The organism is Kitasatospora cheerisanensis KCTC 2395 (genome assembly GCF_000696185.1).
In the GTDB taxonomy this organism is placed as follows: Bacteria; Actinomycetota; Actinomycetes; order Streptomycetales; family Streptomycetaceae; genus Kitasatospora; species Kitasatospora cheerisanensis.
On record NZ_KK853997.1, the window covers coordinates 7613140 to 7635777 of the forward strand.

The 22638-nt window shown below is 73.4% G+C and carries 24 protein-coding genes and 2 pseudogenes; 17 read left to right on the top strand and 9 right to left on the bottom strand.

The genetic code is table 11. The features are described 5' to 3' along the window. The first annotated feature begins 290 nt into the window (after positions 1–290). Positions 291–773, top strand: coding sequence for a SigE family RNA polymerase sigma factor (locus tag KCH_RS34250; protein WP_035869739.1), 483 nt, complete (start codon positions 291–293; stop codon positions 771–773). Then, complete coding sequence (locus KCH_RS34255; RefSeq protein ID WP_035869742.1) at positions 770–1348, top strand: PASTA domain-containing protein; 579 nt, start codon at positions 770–772, stop codon at positions 1346–1348. The genes KCH_RS34250 and KCH_RS34255 overlap by 4 nt, the downstream gene beginning before the upstream one ends. 400 nt (positions 1349–1748) lie before the next feature. Here KCH_RS34255 and KCH_RS34260 read toward each other — a convergent pair whose 3' ends face one another. From KCH_RS34260 to KCH_RS34270, 3 genes are all read right to left on the bottom strand, one after another. Next, positions 1749–2042 (bottom strand): hypothetical protein, encoded by a 294-nt coding sequence (locus KCH_RS34260; protein ID WP_035869744.1) that lies wholly within the window; start codon positions 2040–2042, stop codon positions 1749–1751. Positions 2043–2060: 18 nt separating this feature from the next. After that, positions 2061–3194 carry a hypothetical protein gene (locus KCH_RS34265; protein WP_157032321.1) on the bottom strand — a complete coding sequence of 378 codons (1134 nt, stop codon included), beginning with the start codon at positions 3192–3194 and terminating at the stop codon, positions 2061–2063. Positions 3195–3357: 163 nt separating this feature from the next. Further along, positions 3358–3723: a peptidoglycan-binding domain-containing protein gene (locus KCH_RS34270; protein WP_051653755.1), complete on the bottom strand. Its 366-nt coding sequence runs from the start codon at positions 3721–3723 to the stop codon at positions 3358–3360. 273 nt (positions 3724–3996) lie between these two features. On the opposite strand from KCH_RS34270, the pseudogene KCH_RS34275 reads away from it, so the two are divergent. After that, a pseudogene (locus KCH_RS34275) lies at positions 3997–5060 on the top strand (ATP-dependent DNA ligase). On the opposite strand, the gene KCH_RS34280 reads toward KCH_RS34275, so the two are convergent. Both KCH_RS34280 and KCH_RS45465 read right to left on the bottom strand, forming a co-directional pair. Further along, positions 5033–5692 carry a TetR/AcrR family transcriptional regulator gene (locus KCH_RS34280; RefSeq protein WP_244305556.1) on the bottom strand — a complete coding sequence of 220 codons (660 nt, stop codon included), beginning with the start codon at positions 5690–5692 and terminating at the stop codon, positions 5033–5035. The pseudogene KCH_RS34275 and the gene KCH_RS34280 sit on opposite strands and share 28 nt — an antisense overlap. A 14-nt stretch (positions 5693–5706) precedes the next feature. Beyond that, on the bottom strand, positions 5707–5997 hold the full coding sequence (locus tag KCH_RS45465) for a GntR family transcriptional regulator (protein WP_244305557.1): 291 nt from the start codon (positions 5995–5997) through the stop codon (positions 5707–5709). A 169-nt stretch (positions 5998–6166) separates the two neighbouring features. On the opposite strand from KCH_RS45465, the gene KCH_RS34285 reads away from it, so the two are divergent. Beyond that, positions 6167–7384, top strand: a complete 1218-nt coding sequence (locus tag KCH_RS34285) for an FAD-dependent monooxygenase (protein WP_035869750.1) — start codon at positions 6167–6169, stop codon at positions 7382–7384. A 22-nt stretch (positions 7385–7406) separates the two neighbouring features. Here the strand turns inward: KCH_RS34285 and KCH_RS34290 are convergent, their stop codons facing one another. Continuing rightward, positions 7407–8240 carry a hypothetical protein gene (locus tag KCH_RS34290; RefSeq protein ID WP_035869753.1) on the bottom strand — a complete coding sequence of 278 codons (834 nt, stop codon included), beginning with the start codon at positions 8238–8240 and terminating at the stop codon, positions 7407–7409. 160 nt (positions 8241–8400) lie between these two features. Between KCH_RS34290 and KCH_RS38260 the strand changes: the two genes are divergently transcribed. Continuing rightward, on the top strand, positions 8401–9651 hold the full coding sequence (locus tag KCH_RS38260; protein WP_051653756.1) for a hypothetical protein: 1251 nt from the start codon (positions 8401–8403) through the stop codon (positions 9649–9651). Between the two features lie 349 nt (positions 9652–10000). Here KCH_RS38260 and KCH_RS34305 read toward each other — a convergent pair whose 3' ends face one another. After that, on the bottom strand, positions 10001–11677 hold the full coding sequence (locus KCH_RS34305) for a carbohydrate binding domain-containing protein (protein ID WP_035869757.1): 1677 nt from the start codon (positions 11675–11677) through the stop codon (positions 10001–10003). A gap of 391 nt (positions 11678–12068) precedes the next feature. Between KCH_RS34305 and tdh the strand changes: the two genes are divergently transcribed. The 5 genes from tdh (at position 12069) to KCH_RS34325 (ending at position 16093) form a co-directional block, all read left to right on the top strand. After that, a complete protein-coding gene (tdh, locus tag KCH_RS34310; protein WP_035869758.1) occupies positions 12069–13100 on the top strand; it encodes an L-threonine 3-dehydrogenase in 1032 nt (343 codons plus the stop codon). 48 nt (positions 13101–13148) lie between these two features. Beyond that, entirely contained in the window at positions 13149–14339 is a 1191-nt protein-coding gene (locus tag KCH_RS34315; RefSeq protein ID WP_035869761.1) for a glycine C-acetyltransferase, read from the top strand. A 182-nt stretch (positions 14340–14521) separates the two neighbouring features. Continuing rightward, the gene (locus KCH_RS34320; RefSeq protein ID WP_035869764.1) at positions 14522–15454 is read left to right on the top strand and encodes a LysR family transcriptional regulator; all 933 of its coding nucleotides are present in this window, start codon (positions 14522–14524) and stop codon (positions 15452–15454) included. A 112-nt stretch (positions 15455–15566) separates the two neighbouring features. After that, positions 15567–15710, top strand: coding sequence for a hypothetical protein (locus KCH_RS41980; RefSeq protein WP_157032322.1), 144 nt, complete (start codon positions 15567–15569; stop codon positions 15708–15710). After that, positions 15707–16093 carry a type II toxin-antitoxin system death-on-curing family toxin gene (locus tag KCH_RS34325; RefSeq protein ID WP_244305558.1) on the top strand — a complete coding sequence of 129 codons (387 nt, stop codon included), beginning with the start codon at positions 15707–15709 and terminating at the stop codon, positions 16091–16093. The genes KCH_RS41980 and KCH_RS34325 overlap by 4 nt, the downstream gene beginning before the upstream one ends. A gap of 63 nt (positions 16094–16156) precedes the next feature. Here KCH_RS34325 and KCH_RS45470 read toward each other — a convergent pair whose 3' ends face one another. After that, on the bottom strand, positions 16157–16408 hold the full coding sequence (locus KCH_RS45470) for an SbtR family transcriptional regulator (RefSeq protein ID WP_341865497.1): 252 nt from the start codon (positions 16406–16408) through the stop codon (positions 16157–16159). Then, positions 16321–16869, bottom strand: a complete 549-nt coding sequence (locus KCH_RS34330; protein ID WP_341865498.1) for a TetR/AcrR family transcriptional regulator — start codon at positions 16867–16869, stop codon at positions 16321–16323. The genes KCH_RS45470 and KCH_RS34330 overlap by 88 nt, the downstream gene beginning before the upstream one ends. On the opposite strand from KCH_RS34330, the pseudogene KCH_RS45475 reads away from it, so the two are divergent. From KCH_RS45475 to KCH_RS34355, 7 genes and pseudogenes are all read left to right on the top strand, one after another. Continuing rightward, positions 16868–17179, top strand: a pseudogene (locus KCH_RS45475) (LLM class flavin-dependent oxidoreductase); the annotation flags it as partial. The gene KCH_RS34330 and the pseudogene KCH_RS45475 sit on opposite strands and share 2 nt — an antisense overlap. A gap of 155 nt (positions 17180–17334) precedes the next feature. Further along, complete coding sequence (locus tag KCH_RS45480; RefSeq protein WP_244305561.1) at positions 17335–17790, top strand: LLM class oxidoreductase; 456 nt, start codon at positions 17335–17337, stop codon at positions 17788–17790. A gap of 74 nt (positions 17791–17864) precedes the next feature. After that, a complete protein-coding gene (locus tag KCH_RS34340; RefSeq protein ID WP_035869766.1) occupies positions 17865–18791 on the top strand; it encodes a Gfo/Idh/MocA family protein in 927 nt (308 codons plus the stop codon). Positions 18792–19070: 279 nt separating this feature from the next. Next, on the top strand, positions 19071–20030 hold the full coding sequence (locus KCH_RS34345; protein WP_035869768.1) for a hypothetical protein: 960 nt from the start codon (positions 19071–19073) through the stop codon (positions 20028–20030). Between the two features lie 154 nt (positions 20031–20184). Further along, positions 20185–20721, top strand: coding sequence for an AMP-binding protein (locus KCH_RS46885; RefSeq protein ID WP_341865455.1), 537 nt, complete (start codon positions 20185–20187; stop codon positions 20719–20721). A 2-nt stretch (positions 20722–20723) separates the two neighbouring features. Next, the gene (locus KCH_RS34350; protein ID WP_341865499.1) at positions 20724–21752 is read left to right on the top strand and encodes an AMP-binding protein; all 1029 of its coding nucleotides are present in this window, start codon (positions 20724–20726) and stop codon (positions 21750–21752) included. 129 nt (positions 21753–21881) lie between these two features. After that, positions 21882–22505 (top strand): MBL fold metallo-hydrolase, encoded by a 624-nt coding sequence (locus KCH_RS34355; protein WP_035869769.1) that lies wholly within the window; start codon positions 21882–21884, stop codon positions 22503–22505. Positions 22506–22638 lie beyond the last annotated feature (133 nt).

Sequence of the window (22638 nt, forward strand, 5' to 3'; positions counted from 1 at the left end):
ACTCGCACCGGGGCGGACTCCACAACGGCCCCTACTCCCGGCTGGAACTGACAGGTCCTCACGACCTCGCCCCGGCCTTACCTCCGCACTGCTGGCAGCGGCGGTGCGGTCGCCGAGCAGCAGCTGTGATTCACGTCACTGCCGACGGCTCGGTGCAGCACCCGGCGCCGTTCCGCCGTCATAGGGGCAGTGATCGGGACGGGACGAGGAGAGGAGGTCGGCGGGTGAGGTTTCGCAGGAGCGGTCCGGGCAACGGATTCACGGAGTTCGTCGCACAGCGGTCGGGAGCGTTGTTCCGCACCGCGTATGCGCTGACCGGTGACGTGCACGTGGCCGAGGATCTGGTGCAGGAGGCGCTGGAGCGGGCGTGCCGACAGTGGCGGAAGGTCGCGGTGGCGGACTCGCCGGAGGCGTACGTGCGCAAAGTGCTGGTCAACCTGGCCAACGACCGCTGGCGGCGGCTGTCGCGACTGGGCGAGCGCCCCGGGCTGTCGGGGGTGCCCGAGACGGCCGACCCCCGGGACCGGTTCGGGCAGGTGGAGCTGCGCGCGGAACTGATCGAGGCACTGCTCGGGCTGCCGATGGGCATGCGCAGCGTGGTGGTCCTGTACTACCTGCACGATCTGGACGCCCGGCAGGTCGCCGACGTCCTGGACATCTCTTCGAGTGCGGTGAGGTCCCAGCTCGCCCGCGGCTTGGCCAAGCTGCGCGATTCCGTATCGGGCACGCAGGCGCCGCACACCCCGTCGGCCGCTTTCGGAGGTACGAAGTGAGGAACACGTCGTCCGGACCCGCCCCGATCGAGCCGGGCCTCGAAGCCGAGCTGCGTGCGGCGGTGGCCTCCTTCGCCGACGGGCCGACGGCGCCGGTCGTCGACGCGGCCGCGATCGAGCGAGTCGTCAGCCGCCGCCGCACCCGCCGGGCGCTCCTCGGCACCGCTGCGGCGTGCTGCGTGCTGGCGTGCGCCACGGTGGGGTTCTTCGCGCTGAAGCCCGTGCCGCCCGCGCCCGGCGCCTCCCCGTCCCTGTCCCCACCGGCGAACGGGGCGTGCACCCCGCTCGCCACCGGCACCCCCAGGAGCGGAAGCGCCGATGCGACTCCGACACAGAAGCAGGAGCAGACCGCGGGAGCGGGCATCGCGCTGCCGGACCTGGCCGGCATGCCGGTCGAACAGGCCGGAAGCCTGCTGCGCGGACTCGGACTGAGCTGCACGATCATGCGGCACACGGACTGGAACGCTCCCGCCGGGCAGGTGATCAGCAGTGACCCCCGGGGCGGCGCAGAACCGGTGGCACCGGGCTCGTCCGTCCTCCTGCTGGTCTCGACGGGCAAACCCGGCAGAACCTGAGCGACCGGGCCCTTCGGCCCGCGCACCGGCGGACGGCGCCCCGTCCTGCCGGGCAGGGGAGCCACCCGGAGCGGGGGAACGGCCGCGGGTGGCGGGCTCCGATGCCCCGTCAGCCGCGCAGCTCGCTCGGCATCGGCTTCGGGTTGCGGAGGTCCTGTCCGAGGCGGCGGCCCCGACCGGCGCGGACGCGGGCCCGGCGCGCCGCGTCCGCGCAGGTGGTACCGGACGCCGGTCGACCGGCGTCCGGTGGTGCTGACGCTCTATGGAAAGAACCGGGTAAAAGAACCCGCCCTCCCTACCGGAACGGGAAGGGAGGGCGGGTGGGGGCGTTGCCCCGAGGAGGCCTGTCACCAGCAGCCGGGTACCGGCAGCGGCCGAAGACGGGCCGGGGCCCGATGCGTCATTTCGCCTGCGGGGTGACGACGGACACCAGCGCGGGGAACAGCACGGTGGCGAGCGCGAGGGCGGGCAGGGCGGCGAAGCTCGGCGGGATGCCGAACCTGGATGCCACCCAGGTCCCGGCTCCGGCGAAGATCGTCACCACGGCGGCAGCGGCAACCGCCCGGGTCGGCGGCAGGGCGCCCACCCGGCCGGCGACGTAGTTGTCGGCTATCTGCACCACGAGGTCGGCGATCTCCTTCGCGGCGCCGGCGGCGTCGACGTCCAGCCAACGAGCACGGTGGGTGATGGTCACATGATCGACCGGACAAGTCTAGTGGGCGAGGGCCGGCTCGAAGCCGGTGACGGTGCCCGGGTGGCCCGTCGTGTCGCCGGTGGTGCCCGGCCACATGGTCACCTGGCCCGCCGAGTTCGCCCCGTACAGGTCCGGGATGCCGTCGCCGGTCAGGTCGCCGACCGAGCCGATCACGGGGTAGGCGGTGGGGTCGATGCCGGTGCCGATGACGGTGCCCTGGGCGGGGTCGGCCAGGGCGGAGACGTCGACGGCGCAGTTCTTGGCGGGGTTCCTGGTGATCGGGTAGGCGAGGATCCGGCCGGTGCTGCGCTCACGGGTCCACAGGGTGGCCTGCGAGGTGGTGGTCGTCGTTCCGGCGGTGTCGGTGCAGGTGGTGGTGCCGTTGGCGGGGCCGGGACCGATCAGGTCGTAGTCGCTCCAGTCGAGGCCGGAGAGCAGGGTGTCCGTCGGGGCGAGCAGCTTGACGTTGTTGCTGCCCGGCGAGAACAGCCAGAGCTTCGTGCCGATCACCGCTACCAGGTTGGTCCTGGCCGGCGTGCTGGTGGTCTCGTTGGTGACGGAGCCGACCGCGAGGACCTGGGTGGCGTTGCTCCAGTCGGTGCCGAGTTCGGACGGGCAGGCGATGGTGGCGCCGCCGCCGTCGAGGCAGGTGACCGGACCCTGGGTGACGGTGCCGTTGAGGAAGAACGAGGTGCTGCTGCTGAATCCGGTGGGCGAGCTCTGGTACAGGGACGTGCGCGGGTCGCCGGGCTGGTGGGCGATCAACTCGTCGTGGCCGATGCCCCCGCGCAGCGAGCTGTGGTGGGTGATCTGCACGCCCTGCCAGGTGCCGGTGGGCGAGTTGACCGCGGCTGCGACGATCCGGCCGGTCTCGGCCGTGTCGGTGGTGTTCTCGATGGCGCGGAGGTTGCCGGCGCTGTCCGGAAGCAGGATGTCGGGGTGCCCGTCGCCGGTGACGTCGCCGTAGGGGATGCCCTGGTCCACGAGAGCCGTGGCGGGGGAGGCGTCGAGGCCGGTCGCGCCGGCGGTCGGGAGCCCGAGCAGGCCGAGGCCGAGGGTGCTGGCGGCGGCCAGAGCGGTGAGGCGCGGCAACTGCCCTGCGCCGGTGGCGGAAAGGCGTGGCTCGCGCAGGTCGGAACGTCGAATGGGCATGTGTCGTACCCGATTTCTGTGAGGTGCCGACCGGGTGGAAGGCAGGAATTCCTCGATGTTCTCCAGAAGGGGGTACGCATGTGAAGAGACAATGTCGTCATATGCCTGGAATCTCCATTTCGAGATCCGTGAAGATACCGTGACGACGCGTCAATGGTGCGACTCAGGAGGGCGGGTACGGGTCGTAGCAGTCGCCGACCGGGTGGTAGAGGACGTCCCAGGTACCCGCGCCGATGACGCCGTCCTTGGTGAGGCCGTGGCAGCCCTGGATCCACTTGATCTTCGTGCGGGTGCCGGCGCCGAAGTTGCCGTCGACGGTGAGTTTCGGGATGCCGTTCCAGATGTTGCTCAGGCACTGGGCCTGCTTGACGGCGGAGCCGGTGTCGCCGTAGCGCAGGGTGGGCCGCGTGCCGGAGGAGACGTAGGAGCAGGTGGCGGCGGAGGCGGTCGGCGGGGCGACGAAGCCGGCGAGGCCGAGGGTGAGGGTGGCTGCCAGGAGGGTGCCACCGGTGCGGCGGTTCGGGAACAAAGCGGTCCTTTCGTGTCCGGAGCGACCCGGAGCGGTCGGGCAGCCGAAACCCTAGGGCGGCACCCGCATCACGGGAAAGGGCGCATGCGGAGTAGTTTCGGGGCGCGCGGAGCATCGCGACCGCGCTTTCCGGGCGGATGAGCCGACGGCACACGCCGGACGAGTCGACGACACACGCCGGAACAGCAGACGGCACGCGCCGGATGAGCCGACGACACGCCGGGAGGTCCGACACGCCGTGGGGTGGGCCGGCGGGCGGGGACCATCGGTGGCATGGAGCTACCCGTGATGCCGCCGGTCTCGCCGATGCTGGCGAAGGCCGTCGCCGCGATTCCGGCCGGGATGCAGTACGAGGCGAAGTGGGACGGGTTCCGGGCGATCGTGTTCCGGGACGGCGACGAGATCGAGCTCGGGTCGCGCACCGGGAAGCCGCTGACCAGGTACTTCCCCGAGGTGGTGGAGGCTGTCCGGGAGCAGCTGCCCGAGCGGTGCGTGGTGGACGGGGAGATCGTCGTCGCGCACGACGGGCGGCTGCACTTCGAGGAGTTGCTGGAGCGGATCCACCCGGCCGCGTCCAGGGTCCGGACCCTCGCCGAGCGGACGCCCGCCTCGCTGGTCGTCTTCGACCTGCTCGCCCTCGACGGCGACGACCTGACGGCCCGTCCGCTGATCGAGCGTCGCGCCGAACTCGCCCAGGCCCTCGCGGGTGTCGCCCGCCCGTGCACCTGGCCCCGGCCACCACCGACCTGGACACCGCCCGCGCCTGGTTCTCGCAGTTCGAGGGCGCCGGCCTGGACGGCGTGGTCGCCAAACCGCTGGACGCCCCCTACCGGCCCGGCGAACGCACCATGTTCAAGGTCAAACACGTCCGGACCGCCGACTGCGTGGTGGCCGGCTACCGCGAGCACAAGAGCGGCCCCGTGGTCGGCTCCCTGCTGCTCGGCCTGTACGACGACGGCGGACGCCTCCAGCACGTCGGCGTCAGCGCCTCCTTCCCGATGGCACGCCGGGCCGAACTCGCCGAGGAGCTCGCCCCGTTGCGCCTGGACGCCGACGACCTGACGGGCCATCCGTGGGCTGCCTGGGCGGACGAACAGGCCCAGGCCAAGGACCGGCTGCCCGGCGCGGTCAGCCGGTGGACCGGCAAGAAGGACCTGTCCTGGGTGCCGCTGCGCCCCGAGCGGGTCTGCGAGGTCGGCTACGACCACATGGAGGGCACCCGGTTCCGGCACACCACCCAGTTCAAGCGCTGGCGGCCGGACCGGACCCCGGAGAGCTGCACGTACGCGCAGCTGGAGGAGCCGGTCTCCTACGACCTGGGCGAGCTGCTGGCCTGAGCGTCGGCCCGGGGGAGCAGGGCGGCGAAGCCGTCCAGCAGGCGTTGCAGGCCGAACTCGAAGAGCTGGTCGAGGTCGAAGTCGTAGCCCTCGCGGGTCAGTCGGGCGAAGGTCGGGTGGTTGACGACCAGCTCCATGAACTGCGCCTCCTGCTCGTCCATCCAGGCCTCGGCGTCCTGCCCGGTGGCGGCCTCGGCGGCGGCCTCCATCTCCAGGTTGAGCGCCGTGCCGCGGACGTAGTTGAACAGCGTCAGGTACGCGGTGCACACCGTCTGCACGTCCAGGCCCTCGGCGACCAGCGTGGACAGCACCCACTCGCCGAACGGCAGGGCGCTGGCGACCGGTTGGGGCCGGGTCACCGACAGCGCGGACGCCAGCCACGGGTGCGCCCGGAACAGGTCCCACAGCAGGTGGCCGGCCAGCTCCAGCCGGCGCCGCCAGGGCAGTGCGGTCTGGGCGGGGGAGAAGGAGACGGCCGTGAAGACCTGTTCCATCATCAGGTTCAGCAGGCCCTCCTTGTCGGGCACGTGCCGGTACAAGGACATGGTGGCGGCGTCGAGTTCGGCCGCGACCCGGCGCATCGACAGCGCCTCCAGGCCCTCCGCGTCGGCGATCGCCACCGCCGCCGCCACGATCCGATCCGTCGTCAGACCGCCCTCGGCGGACAGTCGGCGCGGGATCTGCCGCTCGCCGGGGCCGGGCGGGCCGGCGCCGGCCGGGCGGGCGCGGCGGCCTCGGCGACCACGGTGCCGATACCGGGCACCGCCCGCACCAGGCCCTGGCCGCGCAGCTCCGCCAGCACCTTGGACGCGGTGGCCATCGCCACGTTCCACCGGCGGGTGATCTCCCGGGTGGACGGCACCCGGTCGCCGGGCCGCAGCTCGCCGCGCTCGATCCGCTGCCGCAGTTCGCCCGCGATCTCCTCGTAGCGGTCCACCCGCTCCACCTCCGCACTAGTGCACCGACCGGCCCATGCTAGCTGCCGCAGCCGCTCGCGCACCAGGGCCGGACCCCTGTCCGAGCGCACTAGTGCACTAGTGCAGCAATCCGAAATGATCCGCTAGCTCTGTTGCCTAGTGCGGCGCGTACGGCGTACGTTCGATGTCATGAAGAACGCAGACATCCTCGTCTCCGGCGGCGGCATCGCCGGGCCCGCGCTGGCGTACTGGCTACGCAAGTCCGGCTTCCGTCCCGTCGTGGTGGAGCGCGCGCCCGCACCCCGGCCCGGCGGCCAGTCCGTCGACCTGCGCGGCGCCGGACGCACCGTCATCGAACGGATGGGCCTGCTCGACCAGGTCCGGGAGCTCGCCGTCGACCAGCGCGGCATCGCCCTGGTCGACCGGCACGGGAAGCACATCGCCCGGATGCCCACCGAACTCTTCGGCGGCGAAGGCATCGTGTCCGACCTCGAAGTGCTCCGCGACGACCTGGCCACCGTGCTGTACCGGGCCACCGCCGCCGACGTCGAGTACCTCTTCGACGACACCGTCACCGCCCTCCACGAGGACGCCGACGGCGTGCACGTCACCTTCGAGAACGCCCCGCCCCGCCGCTTCGACCTGGTGGTCGGCGCCGACGGCCTGCACTCCACCGTCCGCCGCCTCGCCTTCGGCCCCGAGAGCGAACTGGTCTCCCCGCTCGGCTGCTACACCGCCTGGTTCACCGCCCGCACCGAACTGGACCTCGACGGCTGGTTCCTGATGTACAACGCCCCCGGGGGCCTGGTCGCCAGCGCCCGCCCCGGCCGGCGCCCCGGCGAGCTCAAGGCCGGCTTCAGCTTCCGCTCGGGCCCGCTCAGCCACGACCGCCGCGACCGCGCTGCCCAGCAGCGCCTGCTCACCGAGCGCTTCGCCGGCCGCGGTTGGGAGACCGACCGGCTGCTCGCCGCGATGGCCGGCGCGGACGACTTCTTCTTCGAGTCGCTCGGCCAGGTCCGCCTGGACGCCTACAGCCGCGGCCGGATCGCCCTGATCGGCGACGCCGCCTGCTGCCCCACCCCGCTCACCGGCCTCGGCACCAGCCTCGCGCTGGTCGGCGCCTACCTGCTGGCCGGCGAACTCGCCTCCGCGCACGGCGACTTCACCACCGCCTTCGCGCGCTTCCAGGACCGGATGAAGCCCTACGCCGCCAAGGCCCAGGACCTCCCCCCGGGCGGCGTCGCCGGCTACGCCCCCAACAGCCGCGCCATGATCGCCCTGCGCGCCACCTCGATGCGCTGGATGACCCGCCGCCCCTTCCGCTCCCTGATGGAGGCCCAGGCGGCGAAGGCCGGCGACGTCGAACTGCCCGACTACCGGAACGTCCCGGCAGTGCAGGGGAGGTGAATCGGGACCCGGGGCGGGTCGGTCACGGGGCGGTGCACAGCACCGTGGCCAGCAGGGTGCGCTCGTCCTGGCCCGTGTTCCTGGCCCAGACCGTCCAGCCCGTCGCCGTCGGGATCGAGGAGGTCAGGAAGGCGTTGTCGCCGGCCGTTCCGCCGCCGCTGAGCGGCACCTGGCCGCCGGGGCACTCCGCGTGGGTCGTTCCCGCGGTCCCGGGCGCCAACCTCACGATCAGGCTGGGCTGCCAGGAGGGCTGTGCGTCGGAACAGATGACGAACGTCCGGAGGTACGACGGGGGAGCGGCAGGGTCGTAGTCGGTGTACTTCGCCGCGGTGCTCCACGACCGGATGTCGCCGGAGGACGAGTCCTCGGCGAAGGTGCTGGCGCCCGCGTCGAACCCGCCGCCCACCGCGAACTTGGTGTTGTCGCAGCTCGCGACGCCGGACACCGGCTCCCCGGGATCGAGGGCCACCTCGTCCCCGTTCTGCACGGTGAGGCTGCTGTCCGTCGAGCAGACCACGTGGGGATGGACGGTCTGGACGTCGGGACTCGCGTTGTAGACCATGACCCGCCAGCCGTTGGCCGTCGGGTGCAGCTCCGACCTTCGGACGAAGACCGGGCTCCGGAGGTCGGACTCGACGGTCGCGCCCCCTCCGGTGGGTGTCGTCCCGTCAGGGCAGAACGCCGCCACCGTCCCCTCCCGGCCCGGGAACAGGACCAGCGGATGGCCGGGCGCCTGGACGACGCCGCGGGGCGCGGAAGCCGACGCGCCGTCAGCCCGGGCCGGCGGCGCGGCCAGTGGAAGGGCGGCGGCAAGGAACGCGCCGGTCGTCAGGGCGGTGGTGCGGAAGCGTCTCACGTCGGTCTCCTCGTGGGGCGGGTGGGACGAGGCGTTCCCTGCCGGAGGACCGTTCGGCCGCCGATCGTCCGGATGCGCCCGATCGTTCACCCGGCCGGACAGAGCTGCGCCCCCAGGGCGGGGCGGGCGGTGTCGCAGGCGCGCGGCATGATCGTCCGTCATGCGCTGCGACCTCTGCGACCACGACCTCGCCACCTCGGACCTGCCGCCCTCCCGGTGGTACCGGGAGATCCGGATCTGCACGTGGTGCCGGGCGGTGGTCAGGGTCGGCCTCGACGGCAGCATCGTCCGCCAGAGCTACAGCGCGTGGGACCTCCGCTGGGAGGCGGCCCGGACCGACATGCTGCCGGAGCCCCGCCGGCACGCGTACGGCTACTTCCGGCGCACGCTCTGCGGGATCGAACGGCCGGACATGTCCGGCTCCCCGTTCGGCATGTGGGGCGGCGAACCGGACGAGTGCCCCGAGTGCACCGCCGAGGCCCTGGCCATCGACGCCCGGTGGCCCGAGGACCGGCGCGAGGACCCCGGCCGCACCCTGCTGCCGGCCTCCGGTCCCGGGCCCGTCCACCCGTCCGAGCGCGACCCGCTGCCGGACGAACTCGGCCACCCGGACGTCCCGTTGCCCGAGCCGCGGTGGAGCCCGCACACCCGGGTGCTCGCCGAGCGGCCGGCCGCCCCGGCAACGGACCGGCACCGCACCCTCGGTGACGGACCGTCGGCGCTGCGCCTCCCGGTCTGCTGGGCGGGGTACGGGATCGGCCCCTACCGGCCGTACGACGGCGACGGCCGGACCTTCGCCTGGCTCCAGGCCTACCCGCCGGACCGTGTCCCGCCGCTGGACGAGGCGCGCTTCACCGGCGACTACGCGTGGTTCGGCGAGACCGGCGAACCGCTGGAGCACCGCACCGCCGTGACGGACCCGATCGCCGCCGAACTGGCCCGCGACGGCCTCCGACTCCCGGCGGACTTCGTGACGCTGATCACCCGCGCCCGCCTGCACCGCTGCCTCGACCGGGTCGGCGGCGGAGCGCGGACGGACGTGAGCGCGCCGGTGCCCAGCCCCCTCGACCCGGCCGACCGGATGGTGGCGTTCTTCCGCGACCAGCAGAGCTGCTTCGTCTGGTACCTGTACCTGCACCACAGCGGCCGCTCGGCCGTGGTCGGTTCGGGCCGGGACTTCACGGTCGAGTGGGGAGTCCGCTACGGCCCGGACGGCGAGGTGGTCGCGCCGCCGCGCCCCGAACTGTTCTGGACCGCGCCGAGCACCGAGGTCTTCGCCTACCGGTTCCTGGCCGAGGGCAGCCTGATCGACGCGATCGAGGAGCGCGCGCGGCCGGCGGAGCTGGACCCGGAGCACCTCGCCTACCTGGCGCACTACCGGTCCGGCGTGAGTGCGGGCAAGGGGCGCTGAGAGGCGTCGAGGGGTGCTGACGGGTGAGCCGGCTGGAGGGCCGGGCCGGGGATGCCGATAGGGGAGCAACCCCCCAGTGAGAGGCAGCGAGTGAGAGGCAGCGGTGCAATGAGGCGAGTCGTGCTGGCCGTCGCCGTGCTGGCGTTGGCGGTGCTCGGGCCGGTGGGCACGGTGGCGGCGCCGACCCTCGGCCCGGCCGAGGGAGCGCCGGCAGCAGGAGCGCCGGCGGCGGGCGCACCGGCGGCGGCGCGTCGCCCGGCGGCTGGCCGGGTGCTGACGGGCCGTGAGGGGGACGGGCGGCCCCGGTCTCCGCGGGGGAGACCGGGGCCGCTCGTGGTGGCGCGGTGCGTCAGCCGGTGAAGCCGGCCGTGATGGTGCTGAACTGCCAGTCGTTCTGGGCGATGCCGGAGCAGGTCTCCTGGAGGCCGCCGCCCGCGCAGCCGCGGTCGCGGTTGACGGACCAGAACGCGAGGCGGGCGATGTGGTTGGTGTTGGCCCAGTCTCGGATCGCGGTCCAGTTGGCGATGGTGGTGGTCTCGTTGTTGTCGCTGAGACCGTTCATGCCGGAGATGCCCAGGTGCGAGTACGCGGTGGCGTCGTCCCAGCCGTAGACCGACTTCAGCTTGTTCTTCAGGCCGTTCGCCGCGCTGACGGTGGCGGCGTACATGTCGGTCGAGGCGTTGCCGAAGTCGAACGGCATGATGGTGAAGACGTCGATGTCCGCGCCGAGGGCCTTCGACTGCTCGATCAGCCGGTTGCCGTCCGCGGTCGGGCCACTGGTGGCGGTGCCGAACGTGACGATGGTCCGGATGCCCGGGTTCTTCTGCTTGACGATCTTCAGGGCGTTCAGGATGCGGTCCTGGACGGTGTAGTTCTCGAACTCGTCGGTGTTCTCGATGTCGATGTCGATCGCCTTCAACTGGTAGGCGTCGATGACCTTCTGGTACGCGCCAGCCAGTGCGGTGGCGTCCGCGCAGTTCGGGCCGAGCTTGTTGCCCGACCAGCCGCCGAAGGACGGGACGACGTCGCCGCCGGCGGCCCGCACCGCGTTGATGGTCTGCTGGTCCACGCCGTTCAGCAGCGGGCGCTGGCTGTCCCAGGTCGGGTTGCAGCCGTTCTGCGCCAGCACGAACGCCAGCGTGAACCACTTGATGCCGCTGGCGTTCATCACCGTGGTCGGCGACGGCGGGTTGCCCCAGCCGTTGTACAGGTACGGCGCGGCCTGCTTGAAGCCGCTCGGCGTTCCGCCGCCCGAAGTGGTGCTGACGGAGAGGGAGTTGGAGGCGGCGGAGGTGTTGCCGGCGGCGTCGTGGGCCTTGACGGTGAAGGTGTAGGCGGTGGAGGCGGTCAGGCCGGTGACGGTCGCGGTGGTGCCGGTGACGGTGGTGGCGAGGGTGCCGTTGCGGTAGACGTCGTAGCCGGTGACGCCGACGTTGTCGGTGGAGGCGCCCCAGGACAGCGAGACCTGCGTGGCGGCCGTCGCGGTGGCGACCAGGCCGCTCGGCGCGGTCGGCGCCTGCGTGTCGCCGGGAGTGCCGCCCGGGCCGTCCAGGCTGACGTCGTCCGCGTAGTAGGCGCCCTGGCCGAACCAGCCGTTCAGGTACACCTCGGCGCTGGTCTGGGTGGCGCCGGTGGTGAAGGTCACCGACAGCTGCTTCCAGTCCGACGCGGACGGCGTCCAGGTCGAGCCGCCGCCCGTCACGCCCAGGTAGACGTAGTTGCCGCGGACCCAGCTGGACAGCGTGTACGTGGTGTTGGGCTGCACCGCGACGGTCTGCGCGCACTTGGCGTTGTCCGAGGCGGTGACCGCGCCGGACAGCGCCTTGGACCCGCCGTGGACGGGCGTGGAGACCACCGAGCCGGTGCCGCCCGAGCAGGACCAGCCGCTCAGGGAGCCGGACTCGAAGCCGGGGTTGGTCAGGATGTTCGCGGCGCTCGCGGAGCTCGGGACGGCCGCGACCGCGGCCGACGCCAGCAGCAGCGCGGCGGCGCCGACCGCGGTGGCGCGGCGGTTGGGGGCATGCACGGGGGTACCTCCAGTGGGGGATGGGGGTGGAGGTGCGGGGAGCGCGACAACAAAATGGACTGGACCAATCCCCACTGTCAAGACCAGGTCAAGGCGCGGACGGTGCGCTGACGGCCCGTCAAGACCCCTGCCGCTGCTCCGTCCGGGTGCCTTGCGGGCACGCCGCCGACCGCCCCGCCACCCAGCTCGGGCACGATCGTTCAGCCCTGCTGTGGCACCCGTTAAGAATTCCTCGATGGACCGCACCCGCCGTGACCAGGCAGATTTCACCTGCCCGGCCCGGTGACCGCCGCACGCCGGGCCGCCCACCGGCCTGCCGATCCCGCGGCATGCCCGGACCCGGACCTGCCGACCGCAGGACCGTCCGCACTTCGCGTCAGGAGCCCTCGCAGTGAAGGCACTCGTCAAGCTGGACGCCGCCCCCGGCCTGTGGATGACCGACGTCCCGGAGCCGGAGATCGGCCCGGGCGACGTCCTGATCAAGGTCCTGCGGACCGGCATCTGCGGCACCGACCTGCACATCCGCAAGTGGGACGGCTGGGCGCAGCAGACCATCAAGACCCCGATGACCATCGGCCACGAGTTCGTCGGCGAGGTCGCCGCGCTCGGCTCCGCCGTCACCGACATCAACGTCGGCGACCTGGTCAGCGGCGAGGGCCACCTGGTCTGCGGCAAGTGCCGCAACTGCCTGGCCGGCCGCCGCCACCTGTGCCGCAACACGATCGGCCTGGGCGTCAACCGGGACGGCGCGTTCGCCGAGTACGTCGCGCTGCCCGCCTCCAACGTCTGGGTGCACCGCGTCCCGGTCGACCTCGACGTGGCCGCCATCTTCGACCCGTTCGGCAACGCCGTGCACACCGCGCTGTCCTTCCCGCTGGTCGGCGAGGACGTGCTGGTCACCGGCGCCGGCCCGATCGGCATCATGGCCGCCGCCGTCGCCAAGCACGCCGGCGCCCGCAACGTGATGATCACCGACGTCTCGCCGTACCGCCTGGAGCTGGCCCGCAAGCTCGGCGTCACGCTCGCCCTGGACGTCTCCACCCACACCATCGAGGACGGCCAGCACCAGCTGGGCCTGCGCGAGGGCTTCGACGTCGGCCTGGAGATGTCCGGCCGCCCCGAGGCCATGCAGTCGATGATCGCCAACATGACGCACGGCGGAAAGATCGCCATGCTCGGCCTGCCCGCCGACCAGTTCCCGATCGACTGGTCCGCGGTGGTCACCTCGATGCTCACCATCAAGGGCATCTACGGCCGCGAGATGTTCGAGACCTGGTACGCGATGTCCGTGCTGCTCGAGGGCGGACTCGACCTCACCCCGGTGATCACCGGCCGGCACCCCGTCCAGGAGTTCGAGGCCGCCTTCGACGAGGCCGCCGGCGGCAACTGCGGCAAGGTCATCCTCGACTGGACCACGCTCTAAACCGCAAGCTCGACAAGCCAGTTGACACTTCGTTAGGAGCGACCCCCCGTGTTCGACACCGTCCGCGACGACCTCGCCGCCACCCTCGACGAGATCCGCGAAGCCGGCCTGTTCAAGCCCGAGCGCGTCATCGGCACCCCGCAGTCCGCCGAGATCACCGTCACCTCCGGCAACGGCGGCCAGGTGCTCAACTTCTGCGCCAACAACTACCTCGGCCTCGCCGACCACCCCAAGGTCGTCGACTCCGCCAAGGAGGCGCTGGACCGCTGGGGCTACGGCATGGCCTCGGTCCGCTTCATCTGCGGCACCCAGGACGTGCACAAGGAACTGGAGCAGCGGCTCTCCCAGTTCCTCGGCCAGGAGGACACGATCCTCTACTCCTCCTGCTTCGACGCCAACGGCGGCGTCTTCGAGACCCTCCTCGACGAGCGCGACGCGGTCATCTCCGACGCCCTCAACCACGCCTCCATCATCGACGGCATCCGCCTGTGCAAGGCGCGCCGCCACCGCTACGCCAACCGCGACCTGGCCGACCTGGAGCAGCAGCTCAAGGACAGCCAGGACGCCCGCCGCCGCCTGATCGTCACCGACGGCGTGTTCTCCATGGACGGCTACATCGCGCCGCTCGCCGAGATCTGCGACCTCGCCGACCGCTACAACGCGATGGTCATGGTCGACGACTCGCACGCCGTCGGCTTCGTCGGCCCCACCGGCCGAGGCACCCCCGAACTGCACGGCGTGATGGACCGGGTGGACATCATCACCGGCACCCTCGGCAAGGCCCTCGGCGGCGCGTCCGGCGGCTACGTCGCCGCCCGCCGCGAGATCGTCGCCCTGCTGCGCCAGCGCTCCCGCCCGTACCTGTTCTCCAACTCCCTCGCCCCGGTGATCGCGGCCGCCTCGCTGACCGTGCTCGACCTGCTGGAGACCAGCGACGACCTGCGGGCCAAGCTCGCCGCCAACACCGAGCTGTTCCGCACGAAGATGACCGAGGCCGGGTTCGAGATCCTGCCCGGCGAGCACCCGATCGCCCCGGTCATGGTCGGCGACGCCGCCAAGGCCGGCCGCCTCGCCGAACTGCTCCTGGAGCGCGGCGTCTACGTGATCGGCTTCTCCTACCCGGTGGTGCCGCACGGCGCCGCCCGGATCCGGGTCCAGCTGTCCGCCGCGCACAGCACCGAGGACGTCGAGCGCGCCGTCGCCGCGTTCGTCGACGCCCGCGCCGCGCTCGGCGAGTAGCCCCCAGCCTGGCGCGGGCAACCCTCAACCGCGCCGTCCCCGACGGGCCGCCCACCTCCCATCCCCCGGGCGGCCCGCCGAGGCGCGGGGAGCCACCCCCCGGCTCCCCGCGCCACCACCTTCTCCGCGGCCGACCCCGTCACCTGGACGGAGCACCCCCGCGACGCTGGCAGAATTGATCCGTGATCGACGCACGACGGCTGCGGACCCTGCGGGCCGTGGCCGACCACCGGACCGTGACCGCCGCGGCGGCCGCGCTCTACCTCACCCCCTCCGCGGTCTCCCAGCAGCTCGCCGCCCTCGAACAGGAGACCGGCCACACCCTGCTGGTCCGCGACGGCCGGGGCGTCCGCCTCACCGCCGCCGGCGAGATCCTGGTCTGCCACGCCGACGCCGTCCTCGCCCAACTGGAACGCGCCGAGGCCGACCTGGCCGCCTACAGCGCCGGCGCGGCCGGCGAAGTCACCGTCGCCGCGTTCGCCACCGGCATCGCCATGGTCCTCGCCCCCGCGATCGCCGCCCTGGCCGGCACCGACCCCGGCCTGCGCGTCAAGGCGCTCGACGCCGAGGGCGACGCCAGCCTGCCGATGCTGCTCGACGGCCGCGCCGACATCGCCGTCGCCGTCGAGTACCGCGGCGCGCCGCGCCCCGACGACCGGCGGCTGACCCGGCTCCCGCTGTACGCCGAACCCTTCGACGCCGTCCTGCCGCTCGGCCACCCGCTGGCCGTCGGCCACGGCCCGGTCGCCGTCGCCGACCTCGCCGCCGAACCGTGGATCGGCCCCTATCCCGGCAACCCCTGCCACGACGTGGTCCTGCTGGCCTGCGAGAACGCCGGCTTCCAGCCGCGCCTGGTGCACTCCTCCGACGACTTCAGCGCCGTCACCGCGCTCGCCTCGGCCGGCGCCGGCGTCGCCCTCGTCCCGCGCTCCGCGCTGCGCGGCACCGACCCCGGCCGGGTCGCCGTCCGCCCCGTCGACAGCGCCCTCGCCACCCGCAAGGTGTTCGCCGCGACCCGGGCCGGCGCCGAACTCCACCCGCTGCTGCGCCCCGTCCTGCTCGCCCTCGCCGAAGCCGCCGGCCACCTCGACTGCCGCCCCGCCCAGCCCGCCTGACGGCTCGCCGGGCTTTCCGTACGGCCCGTCACCGGCGGAAAACCGTTCGACCGGCCGCCGGCCGGCCCCTACCGTCGGTACCCGGAGCAACGGAACCGGAAGGGGGCGCGCCATGTCGGAGCAGCAGCAGGAGGACCAGCAGGATCCGCGGCACGTCGCCTGGACGTCGGCCCGGCGGGCCGAGCGCCGGGCCGCCCTGGTGGCGCGGATCCGCGCGGCCAACGCGGAGACGCTGGAGAGGCTGGCCGAGCTGTGACGCACCGTCAGCCCGTCGACCACCTGGACGATGACGACCTCGACTGGCTGCTGGGCGACGCCGCCGCCGTCCGCGAGCCCTCGCTGCTGCAGTCCGCGCTGGGCCGGCCGCGGGCCACGGTGTTCGGCGCCGACGCCTACCCGGACGTGTGGACCAAGGCCGTCGCGCTCGGCGAGTCCCTGGCCCGCAACCACCCCATGACGGACCGGAACAAGCGCACTGCCTTCGAGTCGATGCTGCTGTTCCTCGACTACAACCGGCAGCCCTACACCGACCCGCACCCCGACGCGGCCGTCGAGTTCGTGCTGCGCCTCGCCCAGGGCGGCTACGCCGGCCGCCTGTCGGACGCGGTCGCCGACTTCCGCCGGATGCTGGGGCAGTAGCGGCCGACGCCCCGTCAGGGCGCGGTCCGGGCGACCGGTCTGGCCGCGATTCCGGACGCCCCGTCAGGGCGCTGTCCGGACGCCTCTCAGGGCCAGGGCGAGCAGGCGGTGGGCGCGGTCCGGGGCCGGGTCGGCGGTGGTGGCGAGGGCGATGCCGAGGGCGAGGTCGAGCAGGTCGTCCGCCCGGACGTCCGGGCGGACGGCGTCCGACCGGCGGGCACGGGCCGTCAACTCCTCGGCGGCGGCGCGGATCCGGGCCGCGCAGTCGAGGCCCGCCTCGTGCTCGGCGGCCTCCAGCAGGGCCGCGCCGCCCAGGCCCTGGTTCGCCCGGGCGTGGTCGACGAAGGCCGCCAGCCACTCGGCGAGGCCGTCCCCGGCCGACGGGGCGGCGAGCAGCTCGCGGCCGCGCTCGGTGAGGCGGTCGATCCGGTCGGCGACCAGTGCGGCCAGCAGCGGGCCCCGGCCGGGAAGTGCCGGTACAGGGTGCCCGGGCCGACGCCCGCCCGGCGGGCCACCTCGTTGAGCGAGGCGCCGGGGCCGCTCGCCGCGAACACCTCCTCGGCCGCGGCCAGTACGGCCAGGCGGTTGCGCTGCGCGTCGGAGCGCGGCGTCCGGTCGGCGGTCATGCGCGAACACCTCGCCTCGGTGCGGGCCCGGCGGGGGCTGGTCAAACGGAGAGCCGCTCCGTATCGTAGCGAAGGCGAAACGGAGAGCCTCTCCGCTTCGCCTTCGCGGCCCGCCCGGCCGCGCCGACTCGCTCCAGGGGGACCGGACATGACCGACCATCAGCTGCGCGAGGACCTGGGCCGGATCGGCCTGTGGACCTTCGCCTTCGAACAGCAGCCCGCCGCGGCGGTCCGCGAGGCCGCCGCCGAGATCGACGAACTCGGCTACGGCGCCCTGTGGTTCGGCGAGGGCGAGGGTCGCGACAGCTTCGGCCAGGCCTGGCTGCTGCTCGACGCCACCCGCCGGATCACCGTCGCCTCCGGCATCGCCGACATGGGCCGGCGCACCCCGCAGGCCACCGCCGCCGCCACCCGCACCCTCGACGACGCCCACCCCGGCCGCTACCTGCTCGGCCTCGGCGGCCACCGGGTGGCCGGCACCCCCGGCGCCACCCCCGCCGGCCCGCTGGCCGGCACCCGCGGCTACCTCGACGACCTCGACGCCGCCCCGGCGGCCCCGCCGCCACCGCTGCCGACCCCGTCCGCCGCCGGCTGCTGGCCGCCCTCGGACCCGCCATGCTCCGGCTCGCCGCCGCCCGAACCGCCGGCGCCCACACCTACTTCGTGCCGCCCGAGCACACCGCCCTGGCCCGCACCGCCCTCGGCCCCGACGCCGTCCTCGCCGTCGAACAGGCCGTCGTGCTCGACCCCGACCCGGCCCGCGCCCGGGAGACCGCCACCGCCCACGTCGCCGTGTACACCACCTACGCCGCCCACCAGCAGGCCAACCTGCGCCGCCTCGGCTTCACCGACCAGGACCTGGCGCCCGCCCCGAGCCGCCGCCTGGTCGACGCCCTGGTCGCGCACGGCGACCTCGACGCCGTCGCCCGCCGGGTCGGCGAACACCTCGACGCCGGCGCCGACCACGTCTGCCTCCAGGTCCTCACCCCCGACCCGGCCGAACTCCCGCTGCCCGCCTGGCGCGAACTGGCCGCCGCGCTGCTCCCGCCCGGGGCCGGACCCGCGTCCTGACGGACCGCCGAGGGCGCTGGCATATGCTGCCGGTGGTCCGCGCCGACCGCCACCCACCTCGCAGGAGTGCCCAGATGAGCGATCACGAGTCCGACCGCACCGCCCTTCCGATCGGCGTCATCGGACTCGGCGACATCGCGCAGAAGGCCTACCTGCCGGTGCTGGCCGCCCAGCCCGGCCTGGACCTGCGGCTGATGACCCGGGACCGGGCCAAGCTCGACCGGCTCGGCGACGCCTACCGGATCCCGTTCCGCACCACCGACCTGGACGAGCTGATCGACTCCGGCATCCGCGCCGCGTTCGTGCACGCCGCCACCGACCAGCACGTCCCGATCGTGGAGAAGCTGCTGGCCCGCGGCGTCGACGTGTACGTGGACAAGCCGCTGGCCTACGACCTGGACGGCGCGCGCCGCCTGGTCGGCCTGGCCGAGCGGGCCGGACGCTCGCTCGCGGTCGGCTTCAACCGGCGGCACGCCCCCGGCTACCTGCTCGCCGCCGAACGCCCGCGCGACCTGATCGTCCTGCAGAAGCACCGCGAAGGACTGCCCGAGCGGGCCCGCACCCTGGTCTACGACGACTTCATCCACGTCGTCGACACCCTGCGCTTCCTCGCCCCCGGCGAGATCGAGCACGTGGACGTCCGGGCCCGCACCCGGAACGGCCTGGTCGAGCACGTCGTCCTCACGCTGGGCGGCGAGGGCTTCACCGCGCTCGGGCTGATGAACCGGGTCTCCGGCTCCGCCGAGGAGATCCTCGAAGTCTCCGGCGCCGACTCCAAGCGCGAGGTCCACAACCTCGCCGAGGTGGTCGACCACAAGGGCCAGCCCACCGTCCGCCGCCGCGGCGACTGGGTGCCGGTCGCCCGCCAGCGCGGCATCGAGCAGGTCGTCCTGCACTTCCTGGACGCGCTGCGGGCCGGCAAGACCCTCGACGCCGCGGACGCGCTGCGCACCCACGAGCTGTGCGAGCAGATCGTCGAACGCATCGAGGCCGCCGGCTGACCCCGCTCTCCTGACGGACCGTCACTCGCACCGGCCGCACCCGGCCGCGCCGTCGGGGGGTCGCTCGCTCGAACGAGTGATTCACCCGATCGGTGCGGACCCCGAAAGGATCAGTTCCGCCGGTGCCGTGACGGGGCATGCGCCCAGCAGGGAAACCACCGCCGGCGACCGGTCCGCCGGGCGGCCCGCACGGGCCGCGGGCCGGGCAACTGTACGGTGGCGAACCGGATCCGACCTGATGGCGGATCAGCCCGGCCCCTGCCCGTACCAGGAGACCACGTGACCGCACCCGACTCCGGGCCGCCGCCCCACGACGGGGAGCAGCCGCCCGGCCCGCACCCCGACGAGGGCCATCCGGACCGGGTGACGTTCCGGGCCACCCGCGAAGGCGTCTCCTGGGAGGCCCCGGACACCCCCGCCAACCGGCGTGCCATCCTGCTCTCGCTCTCCATCGTCGGGACGGTCGCCGCGATCACCGTCCTCGCCATGAACGCGGCCGGCATCATCACGGCGCTGCCCATCGGCATCAAGTCCAACGACAGCGTCTCCACCCCGCAGGTCCCGCCGCCCATGCCCTCGCCCGCCGCCACCCCGACGCCCGGGCCGTCACCGTCCCCCTCGCCGTCCGCCGAGGCGAGCCCCAGCGTCCGCGCGGCGCGCACCGTGACCTTCCAGATCGACGTGGTCAGCAGCGGCTACGAACTGATCGACCTGGACGCGCCGAACGACAAGCCGCTCTCCACGCTGGTCGACGACGAGGACTGGAACGCCGCCTCCGAGGCCGACCGGAAGTCCTACGAACTCGTGGTCCACAGCCACCCCGCGCCGACCGTGGTGCTCGGCAACCTCGCCGCGGTGCTCCCCGCCGGGGCCGAGATCACCGAGGCGAGCTGCCGCGAAGCCGCCCGGGCGGGCACCCTGAAGAGCTTCCGCTACTACACGGCCGCCGAGCGCCCCGCCAACGACGCCAAGGGCATCCGGGCCGGCGCCACACTCTGCCTGACCAGCAGCAAGGGCGCGGTGATCGCCGCCAGGATCACCGACATCCCGTACGACATCGGCCTGGTCAGACTGGAGGTCACCGTCTGGCCGGCCGCCGCCGCACCGGGTGCCGCATCGGGTGCCGGATCGGGTGGACCGAGCGCCGCACCGGGTGCCGCATCGGGTGCCGGATCGGGTGGACCGAGCGCCGCAGCGGGTGCCGCATCGGGCGCCGTTCCGAGCGTCGGGGCCGGCTGACCGGGACCCGACGGGCCGTCAGGCGAGGCGGGGCGCCGGATCCGGCGGGCCGATTCCTGATGGACCGTCATGAATGCGCCGCCGTAGGAGTGTTCACGCCAATATCGCGCCGTCCGTCCCGGGACGGACGGCGGAGCGGGGTTAGCCTGTGCCCATGGTTGCCAACCACAACGAAGAAGTAGCCGTGTCCGACGCGGAGTTCGTCAGCGGACCGGCGCTGATCCTCCGGTCCATGGCCTCCGACCCCGGCCGGCGGGTCATCGTCACCGCCGACGGGGCGGACGTCACCGCCGGCGACTTCGCCGCCGCCACCTACCGCCTCGCCCACGAGCTGATCGCCCGTGGCGCGGGCCGCGGCACCACCGTGACCCTGCTGACCGGCAACACCGCCGAGGCGCTGAGCGCCCGGTACGCGGCGGGCCTCGCGGGCGCCCGGGTGGTGAACCTGTACGACGGCATGAGCGTCCCGGTGCTCGCCGAGATCACCACCAGCGTCGACACCGAGGTGCTGCTGGTGGACGCCGAACGGTACGCCGACGCACCCGAGTTGGTGCGGCGCGCCGAGGTGCCGACGGTGCTCACGCTCGGCCCGGCCCGGCCGGCGGCACGATCGGCGAGGACGCGATCGCCGCCGCCGCGCACCGCCCCGCCGAACCCCCGGACGTCCGGGTCGGCCCCGACGACCACCTGAGCATCCGTCACACCGGCGGCACCACCGGCATCCCGAAGGGCATCGTCAGCCTGCACGGCCCCTACCGCCGGGTCTTCGACGCCCCCGTCGGCAGCGGCGCGGCCGAACCCCGGCTGCTCGCCGCCACCCCGCTGGCGCACCTCGCCGGGTTCCTCTCCGACATGGTCCTCCAGCGCGGCGGCACCGTGGTCCTCCAGCGCTCCTTCGACCCCGGCGCCGTCCTCGCGGCCGTCGAACGCGAGCGCATCACCGACCTCTGGGTGCTGCCCGCGCTGCTGCACCAACTCCTCGACCACCCGGCGATCGGCCGCACCGACCTGTCCAGCCTGCGGCTGATCATGTACGGCGGCAGCGCCGCCTCGCCGACCCGGATCCGCGAGGCGCTCAAGGTGTTCGGGCCGGTCCTGGTCGGCGTCTATGGTATGTCCGAGGCGCAGCTGATCTCCGCGCTCAGCCCGCTGGAGCACGAGCGGATCGGCCGCAACGGCCAACTGCCGGTCGGCCGGCCGATCCCGAACGTCGAGGTGGCGATCCGCTCGGTCGACGGCACGGACCTGCCGGTGGGCGAGCAGGGCGAGATCCACCTGCGCTCCGACACCATCATGGCCGGCTACTGGAAGCGCCCCGACCTCACCGCCCAGGTGCTGCGCGACGGCTGGCTGAACACCGGCGACGTCGGCTACCTCGACGAGGACGGCTACCTCTACCTCTCCGACCGGGTCAAGGACCTGATCATCGTGGTCGGCGGCCACGTCTACCCCTCCGAGGTGGAGGACCTGCTGCTCACCCACCCGACGGTCGCCCGCTGCGCGGTCTTCGGCGTCCGCGACGACCAGGAGACCGAACACGTCCACGTCGCCGTCGTCCCCGCGCCGGGCGCGCAGCCGCAGTTGGAGGAGCTCCGGGCCTTCGTCACCGCCCGCAAGGGGCGGATCTTCGCCCCCGAGGCGCTGCACCTCGTCGACGAGATCCCGCTGACGCCGGTCGGCAAGCCCGACAAGAAGCGCCTGCGCGAAGCCGTCACCCGCTGACCGCGCGCACCGGGCCACCGACAGCCGCCCTTACCAGGCGGACGTCGGTGGCCCACCGTGCTGACGCACCGTCAGGAGCGCTGCGGAAAAGGGGAAGCGGCGGATCGGCGGCCCCGCTAGGTTGGGCGGATGCTGCTGACGAAGTATGCCCACGCGTGCGTCCGGGTCGAGGACGGCGAGAAGTCCGTGCTGATCGACCCGGGCTGCTGGACGGAGCCGGAGGCGTTCACCGGAGTGCGCGCCGTGCTGATCACCCACGGGCACAGCGACCACGTGGACGCCGAACTGCTGGCCGCGGCCCGGGTGTCGAACCCGGCGCTGGAGGTGTACGCACCGAAGGACGTCGCGGACGAACTCGGCGGCGCGGTGCACGCCGTCGGGCTGGGGGAGCGGTTCGAGGCCGGCGGCTTCGCGGTGCGCGCCGTCGGCGGCCGGCACGCCGTCACCATCGACGACCTCCCGGACTGCCCCAACCTCGGCTACCTGCTCGACGGCCTCTACCACCCGGGCGACTCGCTGCACGTCCCCGACGAGGAGGTGCGCGCCCTGCTGCTGCCCTCCTCCGGGCCGTGGCTGGGGCTGCGCGCCGCGATCGAGATGGTGCGCGCCGTCCGCCCCGAGCGGACCTTCCCCATCCACGACGCCAACCACAGCGAGATCGGCATGGCCAACTTCGACGGCTGGCTCGGCCGCGAGGAGGACACCACCCGCTACGCCCGGATCGCCCTCGGCGAGTCCGCCCGGCTCGACTGACGGGCCCGCCCCGACGCCGCCGTCCGCCCGCGCGGACGGCGGCGTCGCCCGTCCGTGTGCCGTCTGGGAATTCACTGGGAGCCCGGGCGCGCGGCTGGAGGTTTCTCAAAGGCGCTCTTGCTAGCGTCGTTAC

What these genes read in the sequence shown, in the direction of transcription:
- KCH_RS34265 (WP_157032321.1), bottom strand. Translation starts at nt 3,194, where the DNA reads ATGCCCATTCGACGTTCCGACCTGCGCGAGCCACGCCTTTCCGCCACC.
- KCH_RS34285 (WP_035869750.1), top strand. Translation starts at nt 6,167, where the DNA reads ATGAAGAACGCAGACATCCTCGTCTCCGGCGGCGGCATCGCCGGGCCC.
- KCH_RS38260 (WP_051653756.1), top strand. Translation starts at nt 8,401, where the DNA reads ATGCGCTGCGACCTCTGCGACCACGACCTCGCCACCTCGGACCTGCCG.
- KCH_RS41980 (WP_157032322.1), top strand. Translation starts at nt 15,567, where the DNA reads ATGTCGGAGCAGCAGCAGGAGGACCAGCAGGATCCGCGGCACGTCGCC.
- KCH_RS34330 (WP_341865498.1), bottom strand. Translation starts at nt 16,869, where the DNA reads ATGTCCGGTCCCCCTGGAGCGAGTCGGCGCGGCCGGGCGGGCCGCGAA.
- KCH_RS45480 (WP_244305561.1), top strand. Translation starts at nt 17,335, where the DNA reads ATGCTCCGGCTCGCCGCCGCCCGAACCGCCGGCGCCCACACCTACTTC.
- KCH_RS34340 (WP_035869766.1), top strand. Translation starts at nt 17,865, where the DNA reads ATGAGCGATCACGAGTCCGACCGCACCGCCCTTCCGATCGGCGTCATC.
- KCH_RS46885 (WP_341865455.1), top strand. Translation starts at nt 20,185, where the DNA reads ATGGTTGCCAACCACAACGAAGAAGTAGCCGTGTCCGACGCGGAGTTC.
- KCH_RS34355 (WP_035869769.1), top strand. Translation starts at nt 21,882, where the DNA reads ATGCTGCTGACGAAGTATGCCCACGCGTGCGTCCGGGTCGAGGACGGC.